This is a genomic window from Paenibacillus sp. A14, assembly GCF_036864815.1.
Classification (GTDB): domain Bacteria; phylum Bacillota; class Bacilli; order Paenibacillales; family Paenibacillaceae; genus Fontibacillus; species Fontibacillus sanfengchensis.
The window spans coordinates 144,863-169,873 of record NZ_JBAGJD010000005.1 but is presented as its reverse complement, the minus strand read 5'-3'; the positions used below and the strand labels follow the sequence as shown (position 1 = coordinate 169,873).

The window sequence follows — 25,011 nt, the reverse complement described above, 5'->3', positions numbered from 1 at the left end:
CTCTCTAGATGCTTACATGAGGTTCCAACACCGCCAACTTTCTTTTCTCCAAATCCTCTCTGATCTTCCCAATCATCTTTCCAACCTCCGGACCACGATAGACCAGAGATGTCTCGAATCGGCACCACTGACTTGATGGAACTCTCACGGCAGACAGCCAGTTAAACGAGCCTTCGATAAGCACATTGGAGTCTACCCATAACGCTTTACTATGAACTTTTTTAGTTAAATAGAGCTGGACCCCATGGTCCTGCAAAATTTGTTTTGCTTTAACATAATTGACTTTAAGCTCTTTCCTAAAATAATTCAGCGCTTCGTCCGTATATACGGTTACCGTCACGCCTCGCTTCACGGCTTCATCAAACATTGCCTCGAGCTGATCGGCTTTAATGGCCGCGGAAGACAGGAAGGGCGAGATGATGTGTATCTCTTTGTTAGCCGATTGAATACAATTTCTAAGAATTTGTCTGTGATCCTCCAGTTGATGAATATGCTCGACGGGGGCGCCATAACGCGTCTTAAAATAGTCGCCTAAATCCACATTCTTTATCTCGTTTTCTTCCTTGGCGAATAAATACTTCGCAAGTAAGCCGGAAGGTGTGGAAGTACCTGAAGAAAAGATCCCCATATCCCCAAAAACAAGAAAGCTATCTCTGGCTCGGGAGACGGCAACATTTAACATATAGACCCCTTGGTCGAAATAATAATCCGATTCATGATTGCTGTCGTATACGGGAGAAAAAATGACGATCGGACGCTCATCCCCTTGCAAAGTATGCACGGTCCCCGCTTTAACCCCTTTTAATCCGGCTTGTTCCAGCTTACTTTTGAGTAATCTTTTTTGTGGGGCAAACGGGGTCACAACCGCCACGATATCTTCGAGCCGCATAAGTCCTTCTTTGGAGTAATATTCAAGAAGTTTATCCTTGTTCCGGTCGATCCAACTCACAATGACTTCGGCTTCGAGCCTATTTTCGATGCTTCCCCCTCTCTTCTCCGAAGTGCCGGGAATATGAGCATATCCCATATGCGGTAGAAAGTAATCCTCTATGGATTTTCGTTTTGGTTCAAGTTTTCCATGATAAGCCAATTCATTACAATATTCGATGATCTCAGGTACACACCTCCGATGTTCAGTTAGCCAGAATCCCCCGTCCGACGCGGAGGTGGAGTATCTCGTTTGTCTTCTGGCCATTTCCATAACGGACCCGGACGATGCCAACATGCCGGTGTTCGTAAGATAGTCAAAGGTGTTCGATTGAGTTTGGAGTTCATAACGGTTCAAGTTTCCAATATCGACATCCGTAGGAATACTCCAGACCGGTTGAATCTGCAACGTATCCCCCACAATGATCGCTTTTTTGGCCAATGCGAAAGAGGCTCCCGCAACTTCGGGCACTACCTGACCTGCCTCGTCAATGATCAGCATGTCGATATATTCATACATCGGAAGTGTTTTTCCCTCCCATGCACTGAAGAAAGCGGGGAGCATGTATAAGGTTGTGACAAAACAAGGCGTTAACTTGGCCAATCTCCGCCAAAATAAAGAACGTCCCTGTCTTCCCTTATTCCGTTTATAGCCGGGGTCCGACAGCATTCTTTCTGTTTCCAGCAGCCATTGACCTTCCCAATAATGTACAGCAAGCTTAAACGCCTCGTAACGGACCGTTTTGTCCAGGTATTCCAGAATACTTTCGGTTTTGTCCATGGAAAGGCCGGAAAGAAGCTCGTCCCACTGATTTTTTGCAGAATAATATTCCGCCAGTTCCTTCTTTATATCGCCCAATCGCTCCTCGGATTCCACTCTCTCCCTGTTCAATCTTTCAAGACCATCTTTAAACCACTGATTAATGTGGTCTTCATCAGACAACTCCGGCAGCCGATTTACTGAGCAGAAATACTGGCCTCTTAGCTGCTTTTTACGCAGCGAAACGCTCTTCACCAAAGGAAATTTAAGCAGCAAAGAAACCCACCAGGGTTCTTCCATTAAAAACTTTCTCCACTCCATACCCAGCGTCTCTAGTTCGGCTAGTTCCTCCGCTGCTCGTTTTACCTTTTCGGTACGTTCATGGATCGCATTTTGAATGCCTTCGGGATACTTTTCCTGAATCGAGCGTTCCAATTCTTGATACAGCCCATGCGTGTTAACGATATGCTGAATTTCCAATAATTTTTCAACAAGCTTGCCATGCAATAAATCGATGGCTTCCTCGACTCTTTGAATATCCTGTGCCAAGTACCGAGAGCACTTCTCCAAATAATATTGAGAAGCCTGAGCCACAAAATCATTCGTTTCATATTCCTCAAAAAAGCCCTTAGGACCGCCTTTTCCATTCATAACAGTTAAACAGTTCGCGTTCACTTGTTCACTTTTGAAAGAGGATTTCAAGTAAGCCCCGTAACTCGCAATTTCAGGAATCCATCTGCCCGCAAGGGGTTTGTCCCCTACTTCATTCACCTTTCCAAAGCTACCGATGACGTTAGTAACCGCATTATTATTTGTGGAGGAAACCACAATTATAGGTGGATCCATTTTATAGAGGGCGTGGCGGACTACGGAAGTAGCGACAATACTCTGCAGAAGTGTGGTTTTCCCTGTTCCGGGCGGACCGTTTACCGCCAGCAAATCGCCGTCTTGTAATAGAGTCGCATGATGCATGGCTTGGCGCTGGGAAGGGGATAAACTAAACTGATTGCTCATCTGACCATAATGGTTGGCGGTTAACTTCTCCGATTCCGTATCCGGCAGTGATAGTAACGGTGATTTTCCTTCAATACTCGTGATCGTTGATAGCAAGGGGGATTGAATTTGATCCCTTTTAATATAATCATAGAGATCCCGCACGTTCTTAGATGTTCCGGTAACAAGCTCATTCGAAAAAAGATAGCTTTCGTCCGATAACTGATACTGATCATGCACCCATTCCAAAGGGGGTTGTCCCGTAACGTTTTTAAATAACTCAAGCGCAAAGCCGAAATATTCATTCCAGCACTCCCGATTTACTGAATGTTCCGAAAGATATTGATCAACTTGATCAATGGTACCCAGCGGCAAAACATCCGTTTCAACGGGCTCCAGATAGTCCCTGCAGATCCACGGCGTAAATCTCGGATGAGGCTTCAAACTCCCGGATATGTCCAGCATAGCCGGAATCCACAACGGAGCTATCACTTCCGGCAATTTATAATTGATCTGACTTCCATGTTGCTTTTTCACAAAAGTAACAGTGGGACACAGCATCACATCAAAGTTGGTTTTCTTCTTATCCTTCATTTTGGAAACAAACTGCTGCACGATGTCCAAGGGGATAACCCCTTGTTCAATCGCATCATATCGAATGAGATAGCCCCCAGGCTTCATCTTTTTAAAATCAGGATCTAACTGATCCGCGTCGGCTAAGCTGCTCTTCCAATACTTCAACACGTTGATCATAGTTGCCTAACACCTTTCCATGTCTAAAAATCTGTATCTTAAGGTTAGGGTTCGACATGATCTAGGAAAATCCTTCCTGATTTGTATGATCGACAGACAATCCTCGAATCGGAGCACGTTATATTCAATGTATAATATTTCCTCCATGGAGAATAGGAGACTATGGGATGGGGTATTCTAGGACTGCTTCTAAAGGGAACGCCAACTTATGAGGAAAAATTACTACCTGTTGATTGCCGCTGTATTTTTAGTAGTATGCGATTTTCTTTTATATTTGGTGCATTCCCATAATTATGAGGTCATTTTATTTAAAGGAACGGGGTATTTTATTCCGCTGCTATTAAATGTAGGCTTTTTAATGTATATTGCCCTTCGTTTCGGTAAGTGGTGGATGTATATTTTGCCTTCCATCCTTGCTTTTGTGCTGGGTATATATTTCGTTTGGATTTTCATCTTGAATTCTGTAGTGTCTTGGCAGCACGATTCTATTCGTTCCCCACTAGGCCGAGAAACGCTTACGATTGCTCACCGATCGGCTACTTTAGGGGAAACCACCTATTTTTATGAATTTTACAAAAGCTCTTTCATGGGGTTGATCGTCAAGAAACTGGATGGTATGGATTTTGAAATCATGATTCGGGATTCTCGGGAGAAGGGTGATCTTAAAGTGCTTAATGTTAAAAGTCCTACTTGGGTTAATGAAACTACGGTTATTTTCCACACCTTAAATGGTGACCGAACGGTTGTATTGGAATGATGCCTGAACTTTCATTGTATTCCTGCTTGTTCCCAACATGAGGCCCACTACTTCCTCCCCATCAGCAAAAAAAGCCCTTCCCACCGGTTACCCAACCGCGCGGAAAGGGCTCTCTTCATTCAATCGACCATCTTATCCAACAAAAGCACGGCATGGATATAGATCTTGATACCGTCCCAAATATCCTGCAACCGCAGGGCTTCATCCGGCTGATGGGGCCTCCCTCTTCCGGCGGGGAAGGGATTCCCGATATCGGAGCGGCTAGGGCCGAACGAGACGGCATGGGGGAGTTTGCGCGCGTGCGTGGCTCCTCCCATGACATAGGTCGGCAGGTCGGTCTTCAGCCGTTGATTGGCCAAATCGGCGAGGCTGCGGACGATCGGGTCCGTTTCGGGAATATAGAAAGGCGGGTTATCCTCGATATTCGCTAACGAAAATCCATACGCCGCCCCTTTCTCCCGCATACGATCGATCAACGTCTGAGCATTGGCCGACACCGGATACCGGAGGTTGACGTTGACGACCAGTTTGCCCGCCGTTAAGCGGACAAGGCCTGTCGTATGCGTCGTTTTCCCCGATACTTCGTCCTCGGCATCCACATGAAGTCCGTGGCCGTAATAGTCGGCAAAGGCGGAGGCGATAAAGGCGGCCGCCGTCCTGGCTTTTCCCGTCAACAATCCGCATTCCAGCAGCGCCCGCGCCAGCTTGGGAATCGGGTTGATCGTCCCTTCCGGAAAAGCCGCATGCCCTCCTATGCCCTCCGTCCGGACTAAAAGTCCGTCCGTGGATTCCGTGACCGCAAAGTCATCGCCGAGCGCGGCCTGCACCTCCAAAGCCGGGAAGCCCTGGATGACCGCCGAAGCCGAATGGGGAACGACATTCGATAATTCGCCGGCCGTGAACGACAGCAAATTGCTGCCGGATACATCCGCGACAAAGTCCGCGATCAATATGCCTTTTTCCCCGTTCCCCAGCGGGAAGAAACCATCGGACACCACCGAAAAGGAAGGCGTATCCGACCGCAAATAATGCTCGACATCGCGCATGCCGGACTCTTCGTTGCACCCCAAAAACGCGGTTATCGTATGGTTCAACCGGAGGTTATGGTCGCGCAGAAATTTCAAGACATAAAGCACGCCGATCACGGCTCCTTTATTGTCCGCAGCGCCTCGGCCGAACAGGTATCCATCCTTTACGAACGGATCATAGGGGTCAAAAGACCAGCCGCTGCCTTCCGGCACAACGTCGAGATGGGAGAAAAAACTGATCGTACGCTCGCTAACCCCCGGATAAACCGCGGAAATGCCGTAATAGTCATGCTCTTTGGCCTGAAGGCCGGCCAGCGTGATCAGTTCGCGCGTCAGATCCACCGCCTGCGCACAGCCTTCGCCGAACGGATGGGCTTGTTCGGGGAAGAAGCCTTCCCCCACACTACGGATGCGCACCAAACGTTTCATCGCTTCCAGCATCTCCGCCTGATGAGCAAGAATCCACTCGTCCACGAGGGCGTCGGTAACGACTTCATGAGGCCCGGTCATCTTGCGATCCCCTGTGCACGAGCGTAGAAGGCGTCGATGCGGCGGTCGATTTCCGTCACGAGTTCGCCGGACAGCTTGAGCTCGGCACCGCGAAGATTGTCTTGCAGATGACTTTCTTTGCGGGCTCCGAAAATGACGTTAATATGTTCCCCTTTGGCCAGCAAATAGGCGACCGCCAGGCTGGTACGGCTGCAATTCAGCCCCGTGACGATATCCTCCAAACCGTCCACAAATTCCAACACGGCGGGGTACAGTTCCGGTCCCCACAAGGGATCGCCTGCGCGGGAGCTGCCCTCCGGCGCCTTATAATTCCTGTCGTATTTCCCTGTAAGCAGCCCATTGGCCAGCGGGGAATAGGCGTGAAAGCCGATGCCGTTGGCTTGGCAAAGCGGCAGGATTTCCGCCTCCACTTCACGCGACAGCATGTGATAACGCCGCTGTACCATGGAGATTTCACCGAGCTCCAGATAGCTGTTGATATGATGCGGCTCGCAGTTGGAAGCCCCGATCGCCCGGATCTTGCCTTCCTTTTTCAAATCCGTCAAGACCCCAATCGTTTCTTCGATTGGCGTCAGGAACGGCTCGACCGCCGGATTATGCGTATAATAGATATCGATATAGTCGGTATTCAGCCGTCTTAAACTCTCTTCCACCTCCACGCGGATGGTGCGGGGACTGAGATTGCGTTTTACCCGGTGACCGTCCCAAGTAAAACGATAACTTCCTTCCTCATCGCCCCACCATAACCCGCATTTGGTCGAGAGGATGGTCCGGTCGCGTCTTCCCTGAATCGCTTTGCCTACAACTTCCTCGCTATGCCCGAAACCGTATACGGGCGCCGTATCGATAATATTGACTCCCGCGTCCAGCGCGGCGTGTATCGTGCGGATCGACTCGTTATCGTCGGTATCCGGAAACTGAAAACCTCCGCCTATCCCCCATGCTCCCAAAGTGACCGCGGAAGCCTTGATGCCGGAACGCCCAATCTCCCTATATTCCAATCGAAACGCCCCCTTCCTTAAGCCTGCTTGTCCAATCGGAGAACACCGCCCACGCCGACGTTTTCGTCAGCATGTTCTTTAACGATGACGATCGTCGTATAAGAGCTTCCGGAAAAAAACTCGTCCGCCGCCGCCTGAATGTTTTTGACCAGTGCGCGCTTGGCTTCAACCGGTTTGGGAGCCGTATACACGAAGAAGGTGATTTCCTCGTAGGACCTTTTCGTAGCGTAGGCTTTGGGAAGCTGATGAAGCGACACGCTCTTCAAATGATCCGGGAGCCCCAGCGAAGTGGTTACCGCCTTGCCGATCACCTCGATAAATTGTTCCAGCTGCTCTCCTGCCAATTCCGTATTGGAAACGCCAATTACAGTTGCCATTTTATATTCCTCCTGAGTGTTATTGTTGGATGATGCGTGCACGCCTATTAGTTCAGTGGTTGCTTCACCCCGTGATAGGTTTCCAGCAGCCAGTCGGCGTATTCTTGCGACGTCATGAGGGCAATCGTTTTGTCCAGCCACTCCGTATTCTCATATCCTTCTTTTACGACAAAAACAACGCCGCCGTAATTGCTGTAGACTTCCTTCGTTTCCTCGAACAACTTCACCACTTCCGGATCGTTCATTTGATAGACCGTAATCGAAGGCGCCGTCATCGCATCCAAGTCCGGGAAAATACCGACGCGGTTTCGAGGGTCCGTTTCCACAAAATTCAGCTTTTTCGGATTCTCCTCAATGTCCAGCAGGGTCGGCAGGTCGACGCCCTCTTTCAATTTGATGAGCCCATTGGCATCAAGCAATTGCAGTTCCCTTGCCCGGTTCACCGAATCGTTGGCGATACCTACCTTGGCTCCCTCAGGAAGCTCATCGATGGATTTATATTTCTTCGAGACGAACAGGACAGGCGTAGTGAAGATTTCCGGGCCATACGCCGCCAGGTGCGTGTTTTTGCTCTCGTTGAAGCTTTTCAAGTAAGGTTTGTTCTGAAAAAAGTTGGCGTCCAGGCTGCCATCCTCGGTAGCCGTATTCAGGGCGATGTTGTCGTTGAATACCTTTGTTTCGATGTCATACCCCTCCGCCTTCAGCTTGTCGGCCACAAATTGAACATCCGGCTGCTCGCGCGCAAGGAGGCCAATGACGATTTTCTTGTGATCCGGCTTATTCGATTCCTGGCCGGAGGAAGCTTCACCGGGAGAAGACGCCGCCGCGTTCTTCGTGCTGCTGCTGGAGCAGCCGGCCAGAACAGCGCTCCATATCAAAGCTGTGACAAGCAGAATAATCGTTGTATGTTTTTTCATCGGGTCGATTCCTTTCCATCGGGTTGTAGTTGGAGATCCATTCATTTGATTTTCTTATAGAGTACATTTCCTGAAATTTGCAAAATTTCGACGATCAGAATCAGAATCAACAAGGTGCTGTACATGATTTGATCGTTGAAATTTTGATAGCCGTAGGTTAATGCGACAGCCCCCAAGCCCCCCGACCCGACCGTTCCGGCAATCGCCGTAAAGCCCAGGATGGAAACGACGGCAAACGTCATTTGTGAGACGACAAGCGGAATGGACTCTTTCACGATCACATGGTACGTAATCTGCCAATCCGAAGCGCCGAAAGATTTGGCGGCCTCGATTAGACTCGGATTGATTTCCTTGAAGCAGTTTTCCAGCAATCTGGCGATCAAGGGCGACCCCGCTACGGCAATGGAAAAAATAGCGGGCCCGATCCCGATCGACGTCCCGCAGATCAGGCGTGTCAAAGGGATAATGGCGATGATAAGAATGACGAACGGAATGGAACGAAGGACGTTAATCACGACGCTGATCGATTCATAAATGGTCCGGTTCGGGCGAAGTCCTTTCTGATCGGTCGTAATCAAGACCAGCGACAGAAGAAACCCGCAACTGACGCTTGCGGCGAACGAACCGACCAGCATGAGGATCGTTTCGCGCAGGCCCGGCAATATGATTTTCATCAGCATGGTCTGCCAGTCATACTCATACATGCTATATCTTCCTCCATTCCACGCCACGGTTGTGCAGATGCCGCTCGACGACGGGGAAGTCTTCATCGCTGACCCGGATCGTAAATGATCCGGCCACCGTATCGCGGTACTTGTTGAGGCCTCCCCAAACCACCTCAAATTTCACTCCCGACTGAATCGCAAGATCCGAGAGAATATCCTCGTTTTCGCCAACCCGCTGAATGATTTCCAGATGAGTTTGCCGCTCCGGGCGGCTGCCGTTGCTCTCTTCGCCCATAAAGTCATCCATCATGTCCCGTTTGTTCAGGAATATATCCTGCACGTCGCCAGCCACCTTCAGCTTTCCTTCACTCAGTACCCCCATTCGGTTACAGATCTGCTTCACGACGGACATCTGGTGCGTAACGACGACGATCGTAATGCCGAGCTCCTGATTGATTTTTCGCAATAAGGCCAAAATCGACTGCGTGATGTTCGGATCCAGCGCGGAGGTAGCCTCGTCGCACAGCAGAATTTTCGGATTCGTGATCAAAGCGCGCGCAATCGCTACCCTTTGCTTCTGCCCTCCGCTCAAACTTCGCGGAAGCGCGTGAATCTTATCCGAAAGCTCCACCAATTCCAGGACCTCGCGAATTTTTTGGTCCAAGTCTTTGACTTTATAGTGCAGGCATTTGACCGGAAACCGTATATTTTCATACACGGTCTTTCGCTCCAGCAAGCTGAATTGTTGAAAGACCATGCCGATCTGGCTTCGAAGCAGCCGTAGCTGCTTCTTGTTCAACGCTTGAATATCGGTGCCGTCGACCGTCACCGAGCCGGAGTCAAACCCCTCAAGGCCGTTGATACACCGCAGCAGAGTGGACTTACCGGCCCCGCTGATGCCGACCAGGCCGTAAATATCTCCGGCTTCAATCCGGAGTTGGATGCCTTGAAGCACCGGCGGCTTTCCGTCATACGTTTTGGATAGATTTTTAATTTCAATCATGGACATTCCCCTTGCCTTCGAGTACCCGAACGGCGAGTTGTCTTAAAACCGCATCCTCCATCGGCGGATTATGAAGCCCGAACCGGACGTCGCGGTACATCCGTTGCAGCGGATGCGATAACGACAAGCCGTGGATGCCGACGATCCGCATCGCTTTGTCTACCGCCGACAACGCGTTTTGCACAACCAATACTTTGGCCGCGCCAAAATCCGTGTCCCAAGCCTGTACTGCATCCAACGATGGACTTTCATATTTTCCGGCAACCGAATATAAAAAGTGTCTGGCCGACAAAATCTCCAGCTCGATCTGCCCCAACGTTTGCTGAATATTTGGAAGACTGGCGATCGGATGCTTCAAGCTGTTCGGCTGATAGCTTCGGGCAAACCGCACGGCTTCATCTCGTGCCGCTTCGGCAATCCCCAGGTATACCGCCGGAATAAACAAAATGTACGGATTAGGCTGGAACACCCTGGAATGGTTCCTTTCAATGACCTTCGCGGCAAACGGCACGTTCACATCCCGCAGCACCAAATCGTGACTGCCCGTCCCCCTCATGCCGACCGTATTCCAGGTTCGGTCAATGGATAATCCCTGCGTCCCTTTCGGGATCAGAAAATCGGATACTCCTCCCGTTTCCGGTTCGAAGGCCGAGACGATGAAATAATCCAGAACGGGCGCAAGCGAAGTAAACCGCTTCGTCCCGGTAATGGTATATCCGTCCGGCGTGCGCTGTGCCGTAGTTTGCGGAACTCCGCCGCGCGAAGGGCTTCCGGTTGCCCCTTCCGAGTCGGCCCGGTTGATCAAAGCGCCGCTGCCAAGGATCTCCCCGCACAGCGCTTCAAAATCCGCTGCCCTCCAGGGGCGAACGGCTCCCAACTGCAGCACGGTGCTCATATGCCAACCGATCGCCAGTGCTGTAGCGCCATCCGCTTGCGCGATGCGCTCCTGGAACGCGAGGAAATCGGTCAAAGAAATGCCCCCGCCCCCAAAATCGGACGGCACCGCCAAGGCCGGGTAACCGATTCTCTTCAAATCGGAGATCAGCCCGTAATTCAAGTCGTTTTCGGCATCCGCCTTTTCGGTCCCCGCCGCGTGTTGTTCCAATATGGCATCCAATCGGGCAAGCCATTCCTGCTGTTTGTCTGTGATTCCCAGTTGCTGCCGTTCTAACGGCATTGGCTGCACCCCCTTATATGCGTTGGTTGAACTTTTTTTAAAACTATAACAGCCGGGATTCCGAAATTGAATGTCCAAAAGCGATTCACGCATTGTCCAAATGTGACTTATTTTTATTATTCATATATATTTACTTGGTTTTAAGCGAAAGTTCATCTTATAATAAGGCAAAAGTCATACTTGAATCTCACTCGGGAGGTGTATTTCATATGTCGACAAAAGCTGATGAACATATCCTCAATGTACCAAATAAGTATTTCTTTACTCCGACATCCTTCGAAAAATCGAGCGGCGCCTGGCCGATCAGGATCGGGATCAGCGAAGCCAAGGTCCGTCGTCCCGCTTTCAAGAGTCCGCGCATCGAGCCGCATTACAACCTGATTTTCATCCTGGACGGCAAAGGGATATTTATCCAAAAGGGTAAAAAATACCAGCTAAAAGGGAACGATTTATTCGGCGTGTTCCCCCAAATCCCCCATGAATATTTCAGTTTCGAGTGTGATCCCATGCACTATATACGTCTGACCTTCGAGGGATCGCAGTCGGTTCAATTGCTGGAAAGAATCGGGATCAAACGCTGCACGCCTTTCAAGGTCAACGGATACACCTCGTCAGCGCTATCGCATCTTCGCGAACTCATCGTACAAGCGGAAAACACGGGAGATCGCGACCGGGACCTGATGCGCTTAAGCACCTTCCTTCAGCTGTTCCGCTCGCTGTCCCGGCATGTTCCGGACGAAATCCGCAATATCGACTGCTCGGACGAATGGCTGGAGCGGGGGCGGGAACACATGGAACTGCATTATTCGGAGGATATAAGCATCGAAACCATCGCGAGGTATGTGGGGATCGAGCGTTCTTATTTTTCAAGAAAATTCAAAACAGCCTATGGAATCACGCCGTTAAAATATTTGCAGAACATCCGGATCAATGCCGCAAAAAAACTGCTCGAAACTACGGATTTAAGCCTTGCCGCCATCGCTCCGTCCGTCGGGTATGTCGATATTTTCTCATTTTCAAAAGCTTTCAAGAAAAATACCGGCATTTCCCCCGCCGAATATCGCGCCGCCGCGAATTGGCATGTATTGCGAAATGACAAAATGAACCTGCGCTAGAATTCATGTAGGTCCGCCCCCTGCGGATTAACCTGGCATACCCCAGGCCGAAGACTGCCCGGTCCTCGGTCTTTTTCTTTATGTCCGTCCTTCGATCCGCGCAAAAAAACACCGACCACCTATGTAGGCGACTCGTGGTAGGCCAACTCCACAATTCGCCGTCGCGCATTCACGCTATCCTACATTTGGACCTCCATGCTAGCCCAAGAAAGCAATAGAACGCTTTACTTTTTTGGCGAAATCAAGCGGTTTATCGATCGACTCCCAGTGGACATACATGAGCCGCGGTTTCTCGAACAGCCAGTGGTTGTGAACCGCCGTTACTTTAATTCCGTTATTGCGAAGATTCGTCAGCAATCGGTTGACCTGATCCTGGAAAAGGGCCGTTTCCCCTAAACAAAGTGCGCGCCCTGAACTGTCCAGCGATTCGAACGAGAACAGCTGATAACGGATCAATGGGGACGTGGTTTTTCTCCCCAGAATGGTCGCATTTATTTTTCTGTTTCGGCTTACAAAACAAACGGGGCCTTTGGTGATTTCATGCTCCGTTCCGCCTAAAATCGTGGAGAATTGGTTACAAAGTCTTCTAAACCGAGGGCTTGCTTTCACTTGTTCCATCAGTCGGGTTCATCCTTTCAAGTCGTATTAAAATGCAGCTTCACTACCAGTCCGCCTCAGCCCAGAAATGAGATCGATTCCTTGGTTTTTCTGGCGAAAACGACGGGATTCTCAATGGCTTCCCAGTGCATATACATTAAGCGCGGATTTTCGTTCAGCCAGTGATTATGAAGGGCGGTTACCTTGATCCCCCGTTTGCGGAGATTTGAAATCAGGCGATTCACCTGATTCTGATGCACGGCCGTCTCGCCCAAACAAAGCGCGCGGCCCGACTTATCGAGCGACTCGAACGAAAACATTTGCATTTGAACCAAAGGGGAACGCGTTCTTCTACCCAGAATCGTCTCGCTCAGATTTGTCATCCGCGTGACAAAACAAACCGGGCCTTCTTCGATTTCGGACTCGCCTCCCAGGATCTTACCGAATTGGGCGCACAGCCGCTTAAATTGCGGGCTTACCTTTGCCATGTAAATCCTCCTTTAATCGATTTCACAACATCCTATGACTAAAGCGGAAAAGCGAACAAGGCGGATACCCAGTGAATCGCAATAAAATCGGGCGGACCCAAAAAAGACCACACCCTCATGAGGATGTGGTCTTCTAGGCTGAGGCAAAACCCCTCAATCCTTATACGGATCAAACTCATCCGCTCCGGCCATGCAAACGCCAATCGGTTTCAGCACGTGCATAACCTCAATGGTTTCCGCGTGCGCGTCCAGCACTTCCTGGAGCTTGCGGTACACAAAAGGGCTCTCGTCCGTGCCCGCGCCGCGCAGCTCCACGCCGAAATCCCGGACGGCCGCCAGCATCTGCTCGGTGGTGATTTGGCCGCCGCTGCGGGTGCGCGTTTTCCAGTTCATTTTGCCGGCCGCTTGGGTCCGGCTCATGATTCGTCCCGCTCCGTGCACGGTACTGTAATAGGCGTCCCGGTTCTCCAGGCTGTCCTTCCCCTTCACGATCACGGAGATATCCCCCATGCTGCCGCCGATGAAGCCCATTTGGCCGGGTGCGGACGGGGTCGCTCCTTTACGGACGACGACAACTTCTTTTCCGTGGTGCGTCTCTTTCCAGGCATAGTTATGATGGTTATGCACTTCAAGGTCCGCTTCCGCTCCCAAAATGGCCAACACTTGCCCGATCACATAGTCCCTTCCCGCGTAAGCGTACCGTCCGGCCAGCTTCATCGCCCGATAATACATATCGCCAACTTCACTGCTCAAATCCAGCAGCACCGGCGGCTGATCCATCTTCTCGCCCGGTGCGCTTGCGAGGAACTCTCTCCCGGCGGCCAGGTTAATAAAGCCGCTTGCCGTTTTATGTCCGAACCCCCGGCTCCCGAAATGATTGGCGATCCACAAGCGTCCGGTTCCCTTTTCCTCCAGCAAGTCTACGAAATGGTTGCCGCTGCCGACCGTGCCGAGCTGGCTTTGCGCCAACCCCTTCAGCTTGTCGTGCTCCTGCCTGCCAATCGCCTTATACACCGCCCAATCGGGGTCATCAAAAAGCGGATGGTCCACCCTTTCCTGATTCACGCGACCCATCCCGAAGGAAATCTTACGGGCGATCTCATCCATGACTTTCGATAACGTCGGCTGGATGTCTTTGGCGAACAAATTCGTTCGCACCGCCTTATTTCCACACGCAATATCATAACCGACGCCGGAAGGGGAAATTTGCCCGTCATAGACCACCACCCCGCCGATCGGCTGGCTGTACCCTTTATGATGATCCGCCATCAGCAGCGTTTGAACCACGCGGCCGGTTGCCGCGCACGTTTTCGCTTGAGCCAGCGCCCCGGAGTCCGGATTTCCCCAGACCCGCACGCCGTCGATCTCTAAATAAGCCATTCGCTTTTTCAACTCCTACAATAATGTAAAAAATAATATGAGTGCATTCCCCGACTTTAGAGCCCTTTGGCCTCACGCAGTTGATGCAGACTTTCCTTGACCGAGTCGTCAGGTTCCGTCTGTGACAAGTAAATCACGGCCTCCACCAGCCGCTCTCCCCAAGAAGCCACGCTCCATCCCTCCAGCGCCCGGATCGCCATGTTCCGGTTTCGGACCACGGGGCTGTTCAACCCGGTAAGAATCAGTTCCCCACCGATTCCCTCATACTGGTCCAAACGCTGTAAAATGTGATCCAGACAGCTATGGGCCGCATATTTTTCGCCCAGCCCCATCTCATCTGCCGGCCCCGTGGCGATGTGCTCGAGGGGGAGATGCTGGACCGCGAACTCGACCAGCTTCCGAATCCGCTCCGGATTATCCGATTTCATCAGTTGGTAGAAATGATAGTCCTGCAGGGGATTTGCGGCAAGCTGCTCATAAAAAATATTCCAAACCTCGATACCGAGCTTCTCCGCGCAAGAGGCCCCATAATAACGTTCCGACGTGCCGCCAGAACGGACGGCTTCGATCACAAGGCTCGCCCACTTGCTGTCGGCCGCAATGGATTGAGCCGCCTCCCGAAGGTCCGCACGCAGCCCTTCGGTCCATCCCGCCGACATCCGCGCCGCCCACTTGTCCTCCTCATCCGCCAACCCCAAAAAATCGCAAATCCCGAGCATAACGGACAAATGCCGCACGGTGGTACTCATTTCCCGGGCCAGTCTGACATAGTCGGACAGCACCTGCGGCGCATGCTCATAATCATCGATATCCTCCGCCGGCCCGCCGCTTAACAACGCTTCGATGATATCGGTTGCCCCGTCAAACAAGACGTCATCGACCCGATCGGCTGCGAGCGCCTCGCGCAATCCGCCGTTCCGGGCGCAGATGCAGGCCAAATATTCGTTCATGACGCTGTTTTGGCAGCCTTGGCGCAACAGCCAGTCCCGGATCTCCTCACTTGCCGGCTCCAGCCGCTCCACGAGGTGGATTTTTCCCCAGCCATGAACCTGTTTGGCCAATTCGAATAGAACCTCATTGCTGTCTTCCATGCCATTTTGGATCGCCACCGCGGCATATAGCGTAAATTCATCATGTCTCCCCAACGTCAGGAGCAGATCCTTCACATCTTCGTTCTGAAAAAGACCCAGCAAAGCGATGCCGAATTTAACGGCATTCCGATGCGCCCCATGCTCCGCCAGCCAGACCGCCTCATCAAACACGGCACCCGGCTGGATCCCGGGCATCTTCCGCACTTCCGCCAAAATATCGTCGATCATGCTGCCGATATCCGTCTCCACAAGCTCTGCATACAGCAGTTTTCGGGTCGAGTTTTTTGGCTTTCGGGAATGCTTCGCCAGCTGTCGGGCCAGTTCCTGCGCCTTCTCCTTCTTCTCGCTGGGCATAGCATGATGCCCCAAAGCTCCATCCAGGCCGCCCGCGACCCATCTGAATTTACTGCCTGCCCAGAACTCCTCATCATCCGGCAGAGAACCGTCCACGGCCTCCCCCTGATTACGAATGTACGAGTAGATGGAAGCCTTGCCCTCCCACAGAGGACGAACCGCTTTATCCAAGAAAATAACCATGTTTGCATCACCTTTTTTTCATATACTACTTTCACCACGGACCGAAACGTCTCACAGGTTCCATCATCGCTCATTCCGGCATGAAGGAACATGGTGAAAGTATTACGACCGGGTATCCCCATTAGGCAGATAATGGACTCGCAAAATGGTATACTGGAAATAAACTAATCTACCTACAAGTTCAAGGAGGGATCACTATGATCTATTGGTTGTTTCCGGGACTAAATCCCCTTTTACCGTCACTACTATTCTGTCCTATTCTGGCTATCTTGATAGGAGCATGTTCTGCGCGCTTCCATGGAAAAGTCTATTTGGGATTAGTTATCGCTTTGTTGTTACCGCTTATTTTCATTGCTGCTGACTTAAAAACCCTTAAAGTGAATATAGATGCTTGGATGATCTATGGTATTGTCTACGCCATGATTACATTTGGAGTTTACAGATTGACACTTACCAAAAACTAGAGAAATCAAGCTCTATAAGTTGAATTATTGATGTACACGTAAGGCCGCTGTATGAAATGTTCTTACGACAGGTATTCTTCAACCTTCAAGCCAAAGAATTCTTCTCCCCATGGTATTCCATTTACTTTGCCGTCTCCGTACCGGATTTCAATATAGGCGACCCTCAAATTCCATTTAATTCTTCCGATATTTATATAAGCAATAAGATAATCCCCATTCCATGAGAAATGAGGGACATGCTTGCATGAATTAATGGCATGGGGGAAGGTACTCTGTACTTAAAGAAATGATTACATCAAGAGAGTAGCGTCGCTTGCCTCGTTAGGCCATCACGGACGCTGCAGAAGGAGGCAAAGATATGGTATTCGGCAAGATCAGGAAGGATTTAAGGGTCAAATTGTACTTAATAATGGTGATTCCCCTGCTGGTCATGGGCGCCCTGATTCTTTGGACGACCCAAACATCCAGCGAGAACGCATCCCTGCTCACGATCCAGCATAACAATCAGCGGCTGACCGAAAACACGGCCAAACTGCTGGGGCAAGATGCCGACGGCATCAAGAGGTTAAACAGCCTGGCGGCGGAGGATAACGATCAATATAAAAGTCTTAGAGACGAACTTGTGAAAACAAGTCTTCAATCCGGCGCACTCTATATATATATGTATAATCATAACTCGGACGGCTGGTTTTACACGGTCGACGGAGCCCCGTGGGATGACGAGGATTACAGCCATTATGGAGATGAAATGAAGTTCGACCCGGAGGTTGAACGGCAACTCCTGAACGGCAAGACGGTCACCACCGGTATCGTCCATGACCCGACCTGGGGGCCCATGCTGTCTTCCTTCACTCCGATCAAAGACGCTGGCGGGGAAGTGATCGGCTACCTGGGCATCGATATTTCGGCCAAGGCCGTACACGAGATCACCGCGGGAACGCTGGCCGGCTCCTATCGAAAGGTCCTGCCTATTTTTGCGGCCGTCCTGATCTTGTCGCTGTTCATGATCGTCCTCTTGATGAGAGGTATTTTGAAACAAGTCGGCGATATCAAATCATGTCTTGAGCAAATGACGGGCGGTAATCTGAAGGTTGTATCCAGACGGATAACCAAAGATCAGTTGGGCGATATCAGCGAGTTTATCAATCATTTGGTATCCCAATGGACAAAGATGCTTCAGGCCATTCAACAGGGATCGCAATCCTTGCAGCAATCCTCTACATATCTTGCCCGGACGACAGACGCGAACCATCGCCAGATCGGCGAACTCTCCCGGGCGATCGAAGAAATAGCGACAGGTTCCATGAAGCAAGCCGAGGAGACGGACTATTCGGTTAGGGATTCCGAGCAGCTCGGCGGCATCATGGATGAGGTAGGATCGTATGTCAATCAGTTCTCCGATACTTCCGAGCGGTTGTCCGGCGTTCAGACTCAAGTAACCCGCGAGCATGAGCTGCTGCTGGTGAAGGGCCGCGAGAACGCGGAGAAGGTAACCGCGCTTCAGGCCATTTCTCAAGCGTTAACCGAGAAGTCCCGGCTCGCTTCATCCATCAGCGACCAAATACATAACATCCTCAAGCTGACGCAAATCCTCTCGCTCAACGCTTCGATCGAGGCGGCCCGAGCCGGAGAGGCGGGCAAAGGGTTCGCGGTCGTTGCCGGCGAGATGGGCCTGCTCGCCCGTCAATCGGAACAGTCCATTCAAGAGATCGACACGATTCTCGAATCTTTTGTGCGGGAGACCTACGAGATGGCCAGCCATTTCAACGACAACCTTGCGGCGGTTCAAGAGCAAGAGGAGCAGATTGTGGACTGCCTGCGAACCTTCGGGCAGGTCAGCGAAATATCGGCGGAGATCCAGCAGCTGGCGCGCCGGCTGGAGAGCCGTACGACGGACATGCATGCCCTCCGGCAAAATGTGGAGCACCGCTTGAGCAGTATCGCCGCGGCGAGCGAGGAAACTTCGGCGATGACGGAAGAAGTATCGGCAAGCGCGGTGGATCAGAGCCAAGCGGCGGAGGAACTGTCCAAGGTTTCCGTGCAGCTTCAAGAACTCGCCGGAGAGCTGAAGGCCTATGCCGACCGATTCCAAATCCAAAACGCTTAAACCAAGCGGAAGTGGCGAATAAAATCAGGTGAGCCCACCTGATAAGGAATAAGGCTGTATCCCGGGATTTTATCGGACCTGGGGTACAGCCTTAAATGATTTGTAGCGGTGCCATACCCAATATCATGCTATAACGAAAAATCAGTAACCCCCTTTTTATACGCATATTTCAGAGTATAATCTTCTTCTTTTCCATAGGGCATGGTAGCAATTTTTATACGGGTATAATCAAGCCGGCTCTCTCTTAAGACTCGTTTTATCAAGGCGATACTCCGTTCTTCTTCCGCAACGACGCAAAATATATTAAGAGCATATTGTTTCGGGTCGGCAATGCATTTCCCCATATCAAAGCCATCGACATAACCTAAGTCAGCGTTCGCCAGAGAGATCTCCAGGTATTCCATTACTTTATCTCTTAACCAGTAGTCGCGTTGGCTGCCTTTTGCGCTTTTTAGGGGGTACTGTACCACTAGCCAGAATTGTTCGCTCATTCAGGTCACCTGCCAATTTTCGGTTAATATATCACATATAAAGGTATACCAGCTAGCCCCCCACGTTTCTTAAGCTGTTGTTGGTCTATACCTCCAATTGGGTAACACAACCCTTTTTATAGGTGCGAACCGCCACTAGCGTCGATGACCTGACCCGTAATCCAACCGCCCTCTGAAGATGCGAGAAATGCCGCGATATCCGCAATACCCTTAGGTTCTCCCCACCTTCCGAAAATCGAGAAGCTGGCGCCGAACTGACGGCTTTCAAAGAATCCCAGGAATCTAGAGTCATCTTTCCTATAGCTACAAACTCATTTTCAGAAATATATTTTTAAATAAACAAAAAGCGTTAGCAAGCTCCGTTGGTGTTGTGGTAAGCACGGTATTGTTGATCACTGCTTTCGGCACTCAATCGGCCCTACAAAAAGTAGCAGACCAAATTGAAGAAGTGAATACCTACGATTTAAACACATATCCAATCAATATTCGAATCCATCGTTCTATGCTACGCCCACTTATTTAAAGAGCTTTGGCATCGGCTACAGTCCGAGCTCGCTTCTCGTTGAAGCCAATAACGCAACCGACCTGATCCGCGTGCGTCACTTCTTTGAACAAGAGCCGCAAGTCGAGAACATCGCAGATAAGACGGATTTAAAGAAATCGGCTGATCTTTTTTGAGAACATCCTGCTTACTACCTTTGCGGTCATTATAGCGTTACCGACGGCGGCTATATGTATGCCATTGTTGTAAAGGCACTGTCGAGCACCCATCAACAAATCCCGGATCAATTAAATCCGGTCGTGATACTGACAGCCGTTATGCTCGCATCCGTGCTCACCATTCTCTCCAACCTGCTGCTTCGGAGAAAAGTGTCTCAAATCAACATGATGGAATCCTTAAAAAGTATAGAATAATATGATGTCTCCCTAGAGACTCCCGTCACCGGATTCCCTTCGGGTCAGCCCGGTTGTCTTCTTCAGCTAGCCGCAGGCGGAGACTGGACAGCGTATCCCACTCGAATCAAAATCTTCGATAGAACGCAAAGATACACCTCATCGCTGTCCTTTTTCCATAAGTATGAAAGCGCGCCGTGGTTTAGTAAATTCACAATGCGCCCTAACTATGAACTTTTCACTTCATTTCGTTCTTTTGCAAAAAAGCTAGATTGATTCCAAAAAATAAGCTGCCGCTTTATTTCGAAGATCTTCTACTACGGACTGGATCTGTAATTTGGAAAGCCCAAGTTGATTAGATACAGCAGAAATGCCTTGGTTATCCATTAGAAGTAAGACAGCACGTTGCTCTATAGACGACAAACTTTCAATAAAACACTTCACATCAAAAAGGGTTTCATCTTGTGGAATCGCACTTATACAATCCTGTAACTTGAGCGACCGGTCAGTTGCAATTGGCGGTGCGTCTAAGGAAATACGAGATTCTATTCTTTTTACAGCCCAAGCTTCCTTGTTTTTCTGCTTCATTAGTTCTCTAAGCTGCAAAAGCATATACTCTTCAAAACTTCCATAGTACGTTTTATAAGTGCGGATTGCATATAGAAGTGCGAGACTGCTCTCTACAATACGATCCTCCAACTCGATGCCTTTAAAAGAATTTTGGCATTCCTGTAGAACAAGAGTCATGTATGAATTCAAAACATCTTCTTCAGTAATTTGTCTCATCACTTTATCTCTTTTTTGGGCAACATAGCTTTAAGTCCGTTTTTTCTTGGTTTTTTGGGTATCTTCTTAGGAGGGGTTGTGGGCAGAATCTGAGGGGTTAATGACGCCTGCCAGAATTCATCTATTTTCTCAACTAAATATCTTGCCGGTAAATTAACTCCACGTGTTTTAATTTCTTGAACTAAGTTCCAGTCTTTAATAGTTCCATTCTTGGGGACACGATAGCCCTTCTCTGTTTCCTCTAAAATTCCAATTTCAGATCCATCTGAAGTTATACCTACTTTTATTCTCTCTGGAATGTTTCTTCGTAATTTCTCATTAATGCAAAAACCCTTCTCATCCGACACTGTGATTGAAAAAATCGGTTTAGGCGGGATAGGTAAAATCCAATCATATGCGGAATACCTGTCTTCTTCATTGTGAGCAGAAAACTTCTCCATAGATCCATCTCTCCTCTTCGTAATTAAATTTGAGATTCCCTTGATTTCATTATATATTTTGAGTAACTCAAGAATCAATATCCTATAAAAATATTTATATTGAATTGTCAATATTAATTATTGTATACTCGAATTGTCAGAGATAACTCCAACTCTGTGGATTGAAAAAATATTAATATTTTTATCGTTAATCAAATCAAAAGCTATCTTAAACAGTGCCCTTCTGTTGCAGATAGCTTTTTGATTGCTACTTTGCAGACAACCTACACCAACCCCATCCCTGTATACCCCATGGCCTTGTATCCCTTGACCCTTTTCTTGAACATGTTCATTAAAATCGGAACCTGCAGGTCTACGTAATCATAGATTTGAACTTCCGTTTTATTGGAATGGGAACGGTGCAGACGGCCTGCGTATTGCTGTAATGTTCCTTTCCATGAAATGGGGTGAACTAAGAACAACGTGTCTAAGCGCGGATCATCAAATCCTTCGCCGATTAATTTGCCTGTCGCAATTAACACACGCTCTTCATGATCTTGCACGCTGGCCATTTTTTGCCGCAGTGCCTCACGCTGCTTCTTTCCCATGCCTCCGCGTAGCACAATTACATTTTTCGCAAACTTCTCCAGCCGGTTTTGAAAATATTCCACATGACTCGTACGTTCAGCCAATAGGATAGGCGATCTGCCTTGATCCAGGCATTTCAGCAAATCATCAAAAATCATTTCGTTTCTTTCCTCATCGTTGATCAGCATCTGATAAATATCCTGTATACCAGGATTGGTTAACTGCTCTGATAACCGAAAAGTCGTGTATCTAGGGATAATTTTATGTTTCATTCCGCGGGCAGCCGCCTGTGACTTCGCATCTACCCGGAAACGAACAGGCCCACATTGCATAAGAACGATGGGGTGATGTCCATCTTGGCGGATCGGTGTTGCGGTTAAGCCGAACACGTACTTTGCCTTCGCTCTTTTCAGCACCTGCTCGAAGCTAAAGGCCGACACATGGTGGCATTCGTCAACAATAATTTGGCCATATTCATTGATATATTCTTTAATCGTGCCCTTTTGATTCAAACTTTGAATGACGGCGATATCAATCTGACCGGTGCGCTTTTCTTTACCGCCGCCAATCATGCCGATCCTTTTGGGATCGATATTCAAAAATGCGCTAAGCCGCTCTTTCCACTGATCCATTAGTTCACGGCGATGGACCAGCACTAAGGTGTTTACTTTTCTTTTGGCCATGATGGATGCAGCTACCACCGTCTTACCAAAAGCGGTTGTAGCCGAGAGGACTCCTGTTTCATGAGCTAAAATCGACCTTGCGGCCGTATCCTGCAACATCGTCAGAGTTCCATTAAACGTGATGTCAGCAAGGCTTCCTGTCACTCGCTCATCGGTAATCACCGATTCAATAGCGTGTTGATGCAGAAGATCCAGAACTTCCCGCAGACATCCTCTCGGAAGCGCGATATGTTTAGGAAAATTCTCCGCACAGCTAATAACACGCGGCTTACCGAATGTAGGCAACCTCATCGCCTGAGTCTTGTAAAAATCGGGATTTTGAAAGGAGGCCAAGCGAAAAATTCGGTTGATCATGGCTGGCGGCAGGCCATTTTTCTCGACATAGATCCTATCGGATAAAACAACCCCTATCTCCGCAGGCATCGGCCCATGGATTCGTTTATCGGCATGGGAGGGTTGCCGCTGTTCCCACGGATTTTCTCCGTCGTATTCGAATCTACGTATCCAACATTAAGAATATTCCCACTGCGGGCGGCGATTTGGACAAAATCCATAACTTGTTGCCGATCTATTTTCTTTATTTGGGCCAAGAATTTCCATTGATCCTCATAAGGCTGGAAATCATCATCGACAAAAACGCTATTGCCCTTCTTTCTAGGTACTCCTTGCAAAGGGAGCGCAATTAAATTCCCAAAGCCTCCTCTTGGTAGCGTGTCCTGGTTCGGAAAAAGACGATCATAGGAACATAAACCGACCTGGTATCTTCGGCTCATCGTAATCGTTAAAATTGCGCAGCCAAGCTTTCTGGCCATACCCGCATCGATGTTCTCCATGAAAAAGATCCAAATATGTCCTCCGTCCCCCGAACGGGAACGTTCTAAAGCGGCCGGGATGTCATGCTCCCTACACACTGTCATGACAGCCGAGGCGTCTTCCCGCCAAGTTTGTTTATCGAAATCCATGGCGAGAAACCAGCATGTCTCATCCGGGAGCATCGGGTAGACCCCGATTGTACGATTGACTCTCGGATCCAAATGCTGACTAATCACTTCGTCGGTTACGGACAAAAAATCCTGGTGTGAACATTCCGAACATTTCACTTGCGGCTTCTTACAAACCACGGTCCACTCGTTTCCGCAAGCGGGGGAGTAACCCGCTCTCCCGGCTTTGTTTTCCCAACGTACCGGGTAAACGTCTTCCCGCCCTTTGAATAAACTTCGAAACAACTCTACCTTATCTGCAGGAGATGAATAATTGTGAACGGAGCTAATCGTAATGTCATCCAATACGCTACCCTTATTTTCGGTATTCGCATTTTCAGTAATTGACGAGGTCGGCTGATATTGAGATAACTCTCTCCTCAGCTTTTCATTTTCTTGTTTTAATCGTTTAATTTCCAACAATGCGAGATGAAACTTATGTTCAATGCTGTTCATATCTCCTCCGGGAATATGCAAAAAGCCCAGCTGTTCCGGGCTACTTGTCAAGATATTTGCTGTTGAACCTGCATTTTCACCGTATCCATAACCAACCCGGCAGTAGTGATACAGTAAATTTCCACGAACCTGCGTAGGGTACGAATCCCCCCGGGAATTAACATAACAACAAAAATCGTGAATTGAATGGTTCATTAACCACAGCCTTGGTGTTGGTACACACATTATAAATGGCAGTTTGGACACTCGGCAGGAAGCCGAAAACCTTCACTCGTGTAATATTCAGGATTTGTCTCATCAAATACAAAGGGGTCGCCACATGACTGGCACGCCAAAATAATCGGGTACCGTGAGCGAATGATTAGGGATTGACCTCGCTCCGTCAATAACTGTTTCCATTCCGTGTCATCCATATCATCGCTCTGTTTCAACGCTAGGATCACATTGCGTATTTCAGCCTGTACTTTTTTATATTCGATTTGTTCCCACAACGTCAAAAACGGAATATACTTTTTATTCCTGGAGCATAAAATTTTATACAAAAATAAAAATATCATGCCTCGATTCCGATCTTTCAAATACTCCATATTGAGCGGAGCTACATTATTCTCCAGCCAACGATCCCATTCTTCTAAAAACTCTTGAGCCCGTCTTTCCTTTTCGATCACCCATCCATATGGGGTAAATACAACGGTGGGGTACTTACCATTGGCCTCCGTTTTCAGAAAACCTGTCCGAATCATGTGATCCACTTTATCCATAATCTGTTGTAATGTTAAATCTTGATAATAACCAAACGAAGGGTTTCGATCTAATCCAAGTTCCAGCAACTTTCGTTCTTTGGAGCCCTTCAAAATTTTCGAGAGAAGTGTCCTTCCGCCTTCGGCGATAATGTCGTCAGCAGCTCGCAGAATAACTCGCAGTTCAGGATCCGGCAATGGCAGTATGCGTGGTTTCATTGACATTCGGATTCCCCCGTTTCTTTTCTCTAGCTTGGTCAAAACTTCGTTACTGATAGGTCTGCCTTGGCGTAATACCGTAGAAATTGTTCCAGGTCAAAAGGCACC

At 49.2% G+C, this 25,011-nt stretch carries 22 protein-coding genes and 2 pseudogenes; 5 read left to right on the top strand and 19 right to left on the bottom strand.

From position 1 onward, the window contains the following. Positions 1 to 4: 4 nt before the first annotated feature. The gene (locus V4U88_RS15300; protein ID WP_334074116.1) at positions 5 to 3,433 is read right to left on the bottom strand and encodes an AAA domain-containing protein; all 3,429 of its coding nucleotides are present in this window, start codon (positions 3,431 to 3,433) and stop codon (positions 5 to 7) included. A 208-nt stretch (positions 3,434 to 3,641) separates the two neighbouring features. On the opposite strand from V4U88_RS15300, the gene V4U88_RS15295 reads away from it, so the two are divergent. Continuing rightward, entirely contained in the window at positions 3,642 to 4,190 is a 549-nt protein-coding gene (locus V4U88_RS15295; RefSeq protein ID WP_334074115.1) for a hypothetical protein, read from the top strand. Positions 4,191 to 4,309: 119 nt separating this feature from the next. Here V4U88_RS15295 and V4U88_RS15290 read toward each other — a convergent pair whose 3' ends face one another. From V4U88_RS15290 to V4U88_RS15260, 7 genes are read right to left on the bottom strand one after another with little or no spacing between them, the layout of a single operon-like run. Continuing rightward, positions 4,310 to 5,728 carry a Sapep family Mn(2+)-dependent dipeptidase gene (locus tag V4U88_RS15290; RefSeq protein WP_334074114.1) on the bottom strand — a complete coding sequence of 473 codons (1,419 nt, stop codon included), beginning with the start codon at positions 5,726 to 5,728 and terminating at the stop codon, positions 4,310 to 4,312. Beyond that, the gene (locus V4U88_RS15285) at positions 5,725 to 6,729 is read right to left on the bottom strand and encodes an aldo/keto reductase (RefSeq protein WP_334074113.1); all 1,005 of its coding nucleotides are present in this window, start codon (positions 6,727 to 6,729) and stop codon (positions 5,725 to 5,727) included. Before V4U88_RS15285 ends, V4U88_RS15290 begins: the two co-directional genes overlap by 4 nt. A 17-nt stretch (positions 6,730 to 6,746) precedes the next feature. Further along, positions 6,747 to 7,106, bottom strand: coding sequence for a tautomerase family protein (locus V4U88_RS15280; RefSeq protein ID WP_334074112.1), 360 nt, complete (start codon positions 7,104 to 7,106; stop codon positions 6,747 to 6,749). 47 nt (positions 7,107 to 7,153) lie between these two features. Further along, positions 7,154 to 8,023: a MetQ/NlpA family ABC transporter substrate-binding protein gene (locus V4U88_RS15275; protein WP_334074111.1), complete on the bottom strand. Its 870-nt coding sequence runs from the start codon at positions 8,021 to 8,023 to the stop codon at positions 7,154 to 7,156. Between the two features lie 41 nt (positions 8,024 to 8,064). After that, positions 8,065 to 8,727, bottom strand: coding sequence for a methionine ABC transporter permease (locus V4U88_RS15270; protein ID WP_334074110.1), 663 nt, complete (start codon positions 8,725 to 8,727; stop codon positions 8,065 to 8,067). Position 8,728: 1 nt separating this feature from the next. Further along, entirely contained in the window at positions 8,729 to 9,691 is a 963-nt protein-coding gene (locus V4U88_RS15265; protein ID WP_334074109.1) for a methionine ABC transporter ATP-binding protein, read from the bottom strand. Next, positions 9,684 to 10,868 carry an acyl-CoA dehydrogenase family protein gene (locus V4U88_RS15260; protein WP_334074108.1) on the bottom strand — a complete coding sequence of 395 codons (1,185 nt, stop codon included), beginning with the start codon at positions 10,866 to 10,868 and terminating at the stop codon, positions 9,684 to 9,686. The genes V4U88_RS15265 and V4U88_RS15260 overlap by 8 nt, the downstream gene beginning before the upstream one ends. 209 nt (positions 10,869 to 11,077) lie before the next feature. Between V4U88_RS15260 and V4U88_RS15255 the strand changes: the two genes are divergently transcribed. Beyond that, positions 11,078 to 11,983, top strand: coding sequence for an AraC family transcriptional regulator (locus tag V4U88_RS15255; RefSeq protein WP_334074107.1), 906 nt, complete (start codon positions 11,078 to 11,080; stop codon positions 11,981 to 11,983). A gap of 198 nt (positions 11,984 to 12,181) precedes the next feature. On the opposite strand, the gene V4U88_RS15250 is transcribed toward V4U88_RS15255, so the two are convergent. The 4 genes from V4U88_RS15250 to V4U88_RS15235 form a co-directional block, all read right to left on the bottom strand. Further along, entirely contained in the window at positions 12,182 to 12,601 is a 420-nt protein-coding gene (locus V4U88_RS15250; protein ID WP_148454851.1) for a DUF1259 domain-containing protein, read from the bottom strand. A 56-nt stretch (positions 12,602 to 12,657) separates the two neighbouring features. Next, on the bottom strand, positions 12,658 to 13,068 hold the full coding sequence (locus V4U88_RS15245; protein ID WP_148454849.1) for a DUF1259 domain-containing protein: 411 nt from the start codon (positions 13,066 to 13,068) through the stop codon (positions 12,658 to 12,660). A gap of 153 nt (positions 13,069 to 13,221) precedes the next feature. Next, positions 13,222 to 14,448, bottom strand: a complete 1,227-nt coding sequence (locus V4U88_RS15240) for an RtcB family protein (RefSeq protein WP_334074106.1) — start codon at positions 14,446 to 14,448, stop codon at positions 13,222 to 13,224. Positions 14,449 to 14,504: 56 nt separating this feature from the next. Further along, on the bottom strand, positions 14,505 to 16,076 hold the full coding sequence (locus tag V4U88_RS15235) for a limonene hydroxylase (protein WP_334074105.1): 1,572 nt from the start codon (positions 16,074 to 16,076) through the stop codon (positions 14,505 to 14,507). Positions 16,077 to 16,273: 197 nt separating this feature from the next. Between V4U88_RS15235 and V4U88_RS15230 the strand changes: the two genes are divergently transcribed. Both V4U88_RS15230 and V4U88_RS15225 read left to right on the top strand, forming a co-directional pair. Beyond that, positions 16,274 to 16,540, top strand: coding sequence for a hypothetical protein (locus tag V4U88_RS15230; RefSeq protein WP_334074104.1), 267 nt, complete (start codon positions 16,274 to 16,276; stop codon positions 16,538 to 16,540). Positions 16,541 to 16,898: 358 nt separating this feature from the next. Beyond that, the gene (locus V4U88_RS15225; RefSeq protein WP_334074103.1) at positions 16,899 to 18,647 is read left to right on the top strand and encodes a methyl-accepting chemotaxis protein; all 1,749 of its coding nucleotides are present in this window, start codon (positions 16,899 to 16,901) and stop codon (positions 18,645 to 18,647) included. 128 nt (positions 18,648 to 18,775) lie between these two features. On the opposite strand, the gene V4U88_RS15220 is transcribed toward V4U88_RS15225, so the two are convergent. Together V4U88_RS15220 and V4U88_RS15215 are read right to left on the bottom strand one after the other, a co-directional pair. Continuing rightward, a complete protein-coding gene (locus tag V4U88_RS15220; RefSeq protein ID WP_334074102.1) occupies positions 18,776 to 19,138 on the bottom strand; it encodes a hypothetical protein in 363 nt (120 codons plus the stop codon). 116 nt (positions 19,139 to 19,254) lie between these two features. Next, positions 19,255 to 19,395, bottom strand: a pseudogene (locus V4U88_RS15215) (SDR family oxidoreductase); the annotation flags it as partial. 29 nt (positions 19,396 to 19,424) lie between these two features. Between V4U88_RS15215 and V4U88_RS15210 the strand changes: the two are divergent. Continuing rightward, a pseudogene (locus tag V4U88_RS15210) lies at positions 19,425 to 20,053 on the top strand (FtsX-like permease family protein); the annotation flags it as partial. A 246-nt stretch (positions 20,054 to 20,299) separates the two neighbouring features. On the opposite strand, the gene V4U88_RS15205 reads toward V4U88_RS15210, so the two are convergent. The 5 genes from V4U88_RS15205 to V4U88_RS15185 all read right to left on the bottom strand — a co-directional run bounded on the left by V4U88_RS15205 (position 20,300) and on the right by V4U88_RS15185 (position 24,909). Beyond that, complete coding sequence (locus V4U88_RS15205) at positions 20,300 to 20,818, bottom strand: RNA polymerase subunit sigma-70 (RefSeq protein WP_334074101.1); 519 nt, start codon at positions 20,816 to 20,818, stop codon at positions 20,300 to 20,302. Continuing rightward, the gene (locus V4U88_RS15200) at positions 20,818 to 21,258 is read right to left on the bottom strand and encodes a hypothetical protein (protein WP_334074100.1); all 441 of its coding nucleotides are present in this window, start codon (positions 21,256 to 21,258) and stop codon (positions 20,818 to 20,820) included. Before V4U88_RS15200 ends, V4U88_RS15205 begins: the two co-directional genes overlap by 1 nt. 263 nt (positions 21,259 to 21,521) lie before the next feature. Beyond that, entirely contained in the window at positions 21,522 to 22,862 is a 1,341-nt protein-coding gene (locus tag V4U88_RS15195; protein WP_334074099.1) for a DEAD/DEAH box helicase family protein, read from the bottom strand. Positions 22,863 to 22,915: 53 nt separating this feature from the next. Then, positions 22,916 to 23,944 (bottom strand): TOTE conflict system archaeo-eukaryotic primase domain-containing protein, encoded by a 1,029-nt coding sequence (locus tag V4U88_RS15190; protein WP_334074098.1) that lies wholly within the window; start codon positions 23,942 to 23,944, stop codon positions 22,916 to 22,918. Positions 23,945 to 24,168: 224 nt separating this feature from the next. Then, positions 24,169 to 24,909 (bottom strand): RQC-minor-1 family DNA-binding protein, encoded by a 741-nt coding sequence (locus tag V4U88_RS15185; RefSeq protein WP_334074097.1) that lies wholly within the window; start codon positions 24,907 to 24,909, stop codon positions 24,169 to 24,171. Between the last annotated feature and the right edge of the window lie 102 nt (positions 24,910 to 25,011).

Excerpts from the sequence above, each read along its gene's own strand:
- V4U88_RS15300 (WP_334074116.1), bottom strand. The coding sequence starts at position 3,433 with ATGATCAACGTGTTGAAGTATTGGAAGAGCAGCTTAGCCGACGCGGAT.
- V4U88_RS15295 (WP_334074115.1), top strand. The coding sequence starts at position 3,642 with ATGAGGAAAAATTACTACCTGTTGATTGCCGCTGTATTTTTAGTAGTA.
- V4U88_RS15290 (WP_334074114.1), bottom strand. The coding sequence starts at position 5,728 with ATGACCGGGCCTCATGAAGTCGTTACCGACGCCCTCGTGGACGAGTGG.
- V4U88_RS15280 (WP_334074112.1), bottom strand. The coding sequence starts at position 7,106 with ATGGCAACTGTAATTGGCGTTTCCAATACGGAATTGGCAGGAGAGCAG.
- V4U88_RS15275 (WP_334074111.1), bottom strand. The coding sequence starts at position 8,023 with ATGAAAAAACATACAACGATTATTCTGCTTGTCACAGCTTTGATATGG.
- V4U88_RS15270 (WP_334074110.1), bottom strand. The coding sequence starts at position 8,727 with ATGTATGAGTATGACTGGCAGACCATGCTGATGAAAATCATATTGCCG.
- V4U88_RS15265 (WP_334074109.1), bottom strand. The coding sequence starts at position 9,691 with ATGATTGAAATTAAAAATCTATCCAAAACGTATGACGGAAAGCCGCCG.
- V4U88_RS15260 (WP_334074108.1), bottom strand. The coding sequence starts at position 10,868 with ATGCCGTTAGAACGGCAGCAACTGGGAATCACAGACAAACAGCAGGAA.
- V4U88_RS15255 (WP_334074107.1), top strand. The coding sequence starts at position 11,078 with ATGTCGACAAAAGCTGATGAACATATCCTCAATGTACCAAATAAGTAT.
- V4U88_RS15250 (WP_148454851.1), bottom strand. The coding sequence starts at position 12,601 with ATGGAACAAGTGAAAGCAAGCCCTCGGTTTAGAAGACTTTGTAACCAA.
- V4U88_RS15245 (WP_148454849.1), bottom strand. The coding sequence starts at position 13,068 with ATGGCAAAGGTAAGCCCGCAATTTAAGCGGCTGTGCGCCCAATTCGGT.
- V4U88_RS15240 (WP_334074106.1), bottom strand. The coding sequence starts at position 14,448 with ATGGCTTATTTAGAGATCGACGGCGTGCGGGTCTGGGGAAATCCGGAC.
- V4U88_RS15235 (WP_334074105.1), bottom strand. The coding sequence starts at position 16,076 with ATGGTTATTTTCTTGGATAAAGCGGTTCGTCCTCTGTGGGAGGGCAAG.
- V4U88_RS15230 (WP_334074104.1), top strand. The coding sequence starts at position 16,274 with ATGATCTATTGGTTGTTTCCGGGACTAAATCCCCTTTTACCGTCACTA.
- V4U88_RS15225 (WP_334074103.1), top strand. The coding sequence starts at position 16,899 with ATGGTATTCGGCAAGATCAGGAAGGATTTAAGGGTCAAATTGTACTTA.
- V4U88_RS15220 (WP_334074102.1), bottom strand. The coding sequence starts at position 19,138 with ATGAGCGAACAATTCTGGCTAGTGGTACAGTACCCCCTAAAAAGCGCA.
- V4U88_RS15205 (WP_334074101.1), bottom strand. The coding sequence starts at position 20,818 with ATGAGACAAATTACTGAAGAAGATGTTTTGAATTCATACATGACTCTT.
- V4U88_RS15200 (WP_334074100.1), bottom strand. The coding sequence starts at position 21,258 with ATGGAGAAGTTTTCTGCTCACAATGAAGAAGACAGGTATTCCGCATAT.
- V4U88_RS15195 (WP_334074099.1), bottom strand. The coding sequence starts at position 22,862 with ATGATCAACCGAATTTTTCGCTTGGCCTCCTTTCAAAATCCCGATTTT.
- V4U88_RS15190 (WP_334074098.1), bottom strand. The coding sequence starts at position 23,944 with ATGAACAGCATTGAACATAAGTTTCATCTCGCATTGTTGGAAATTAAA.
- V4U88_RS15185 (WP_334074097.1), bottom strand. The coding sequence starts at position 24,909 with ATGTCAATGAAACCACGCATACTGCCATTGCCGGATCCTGAACTGCGA.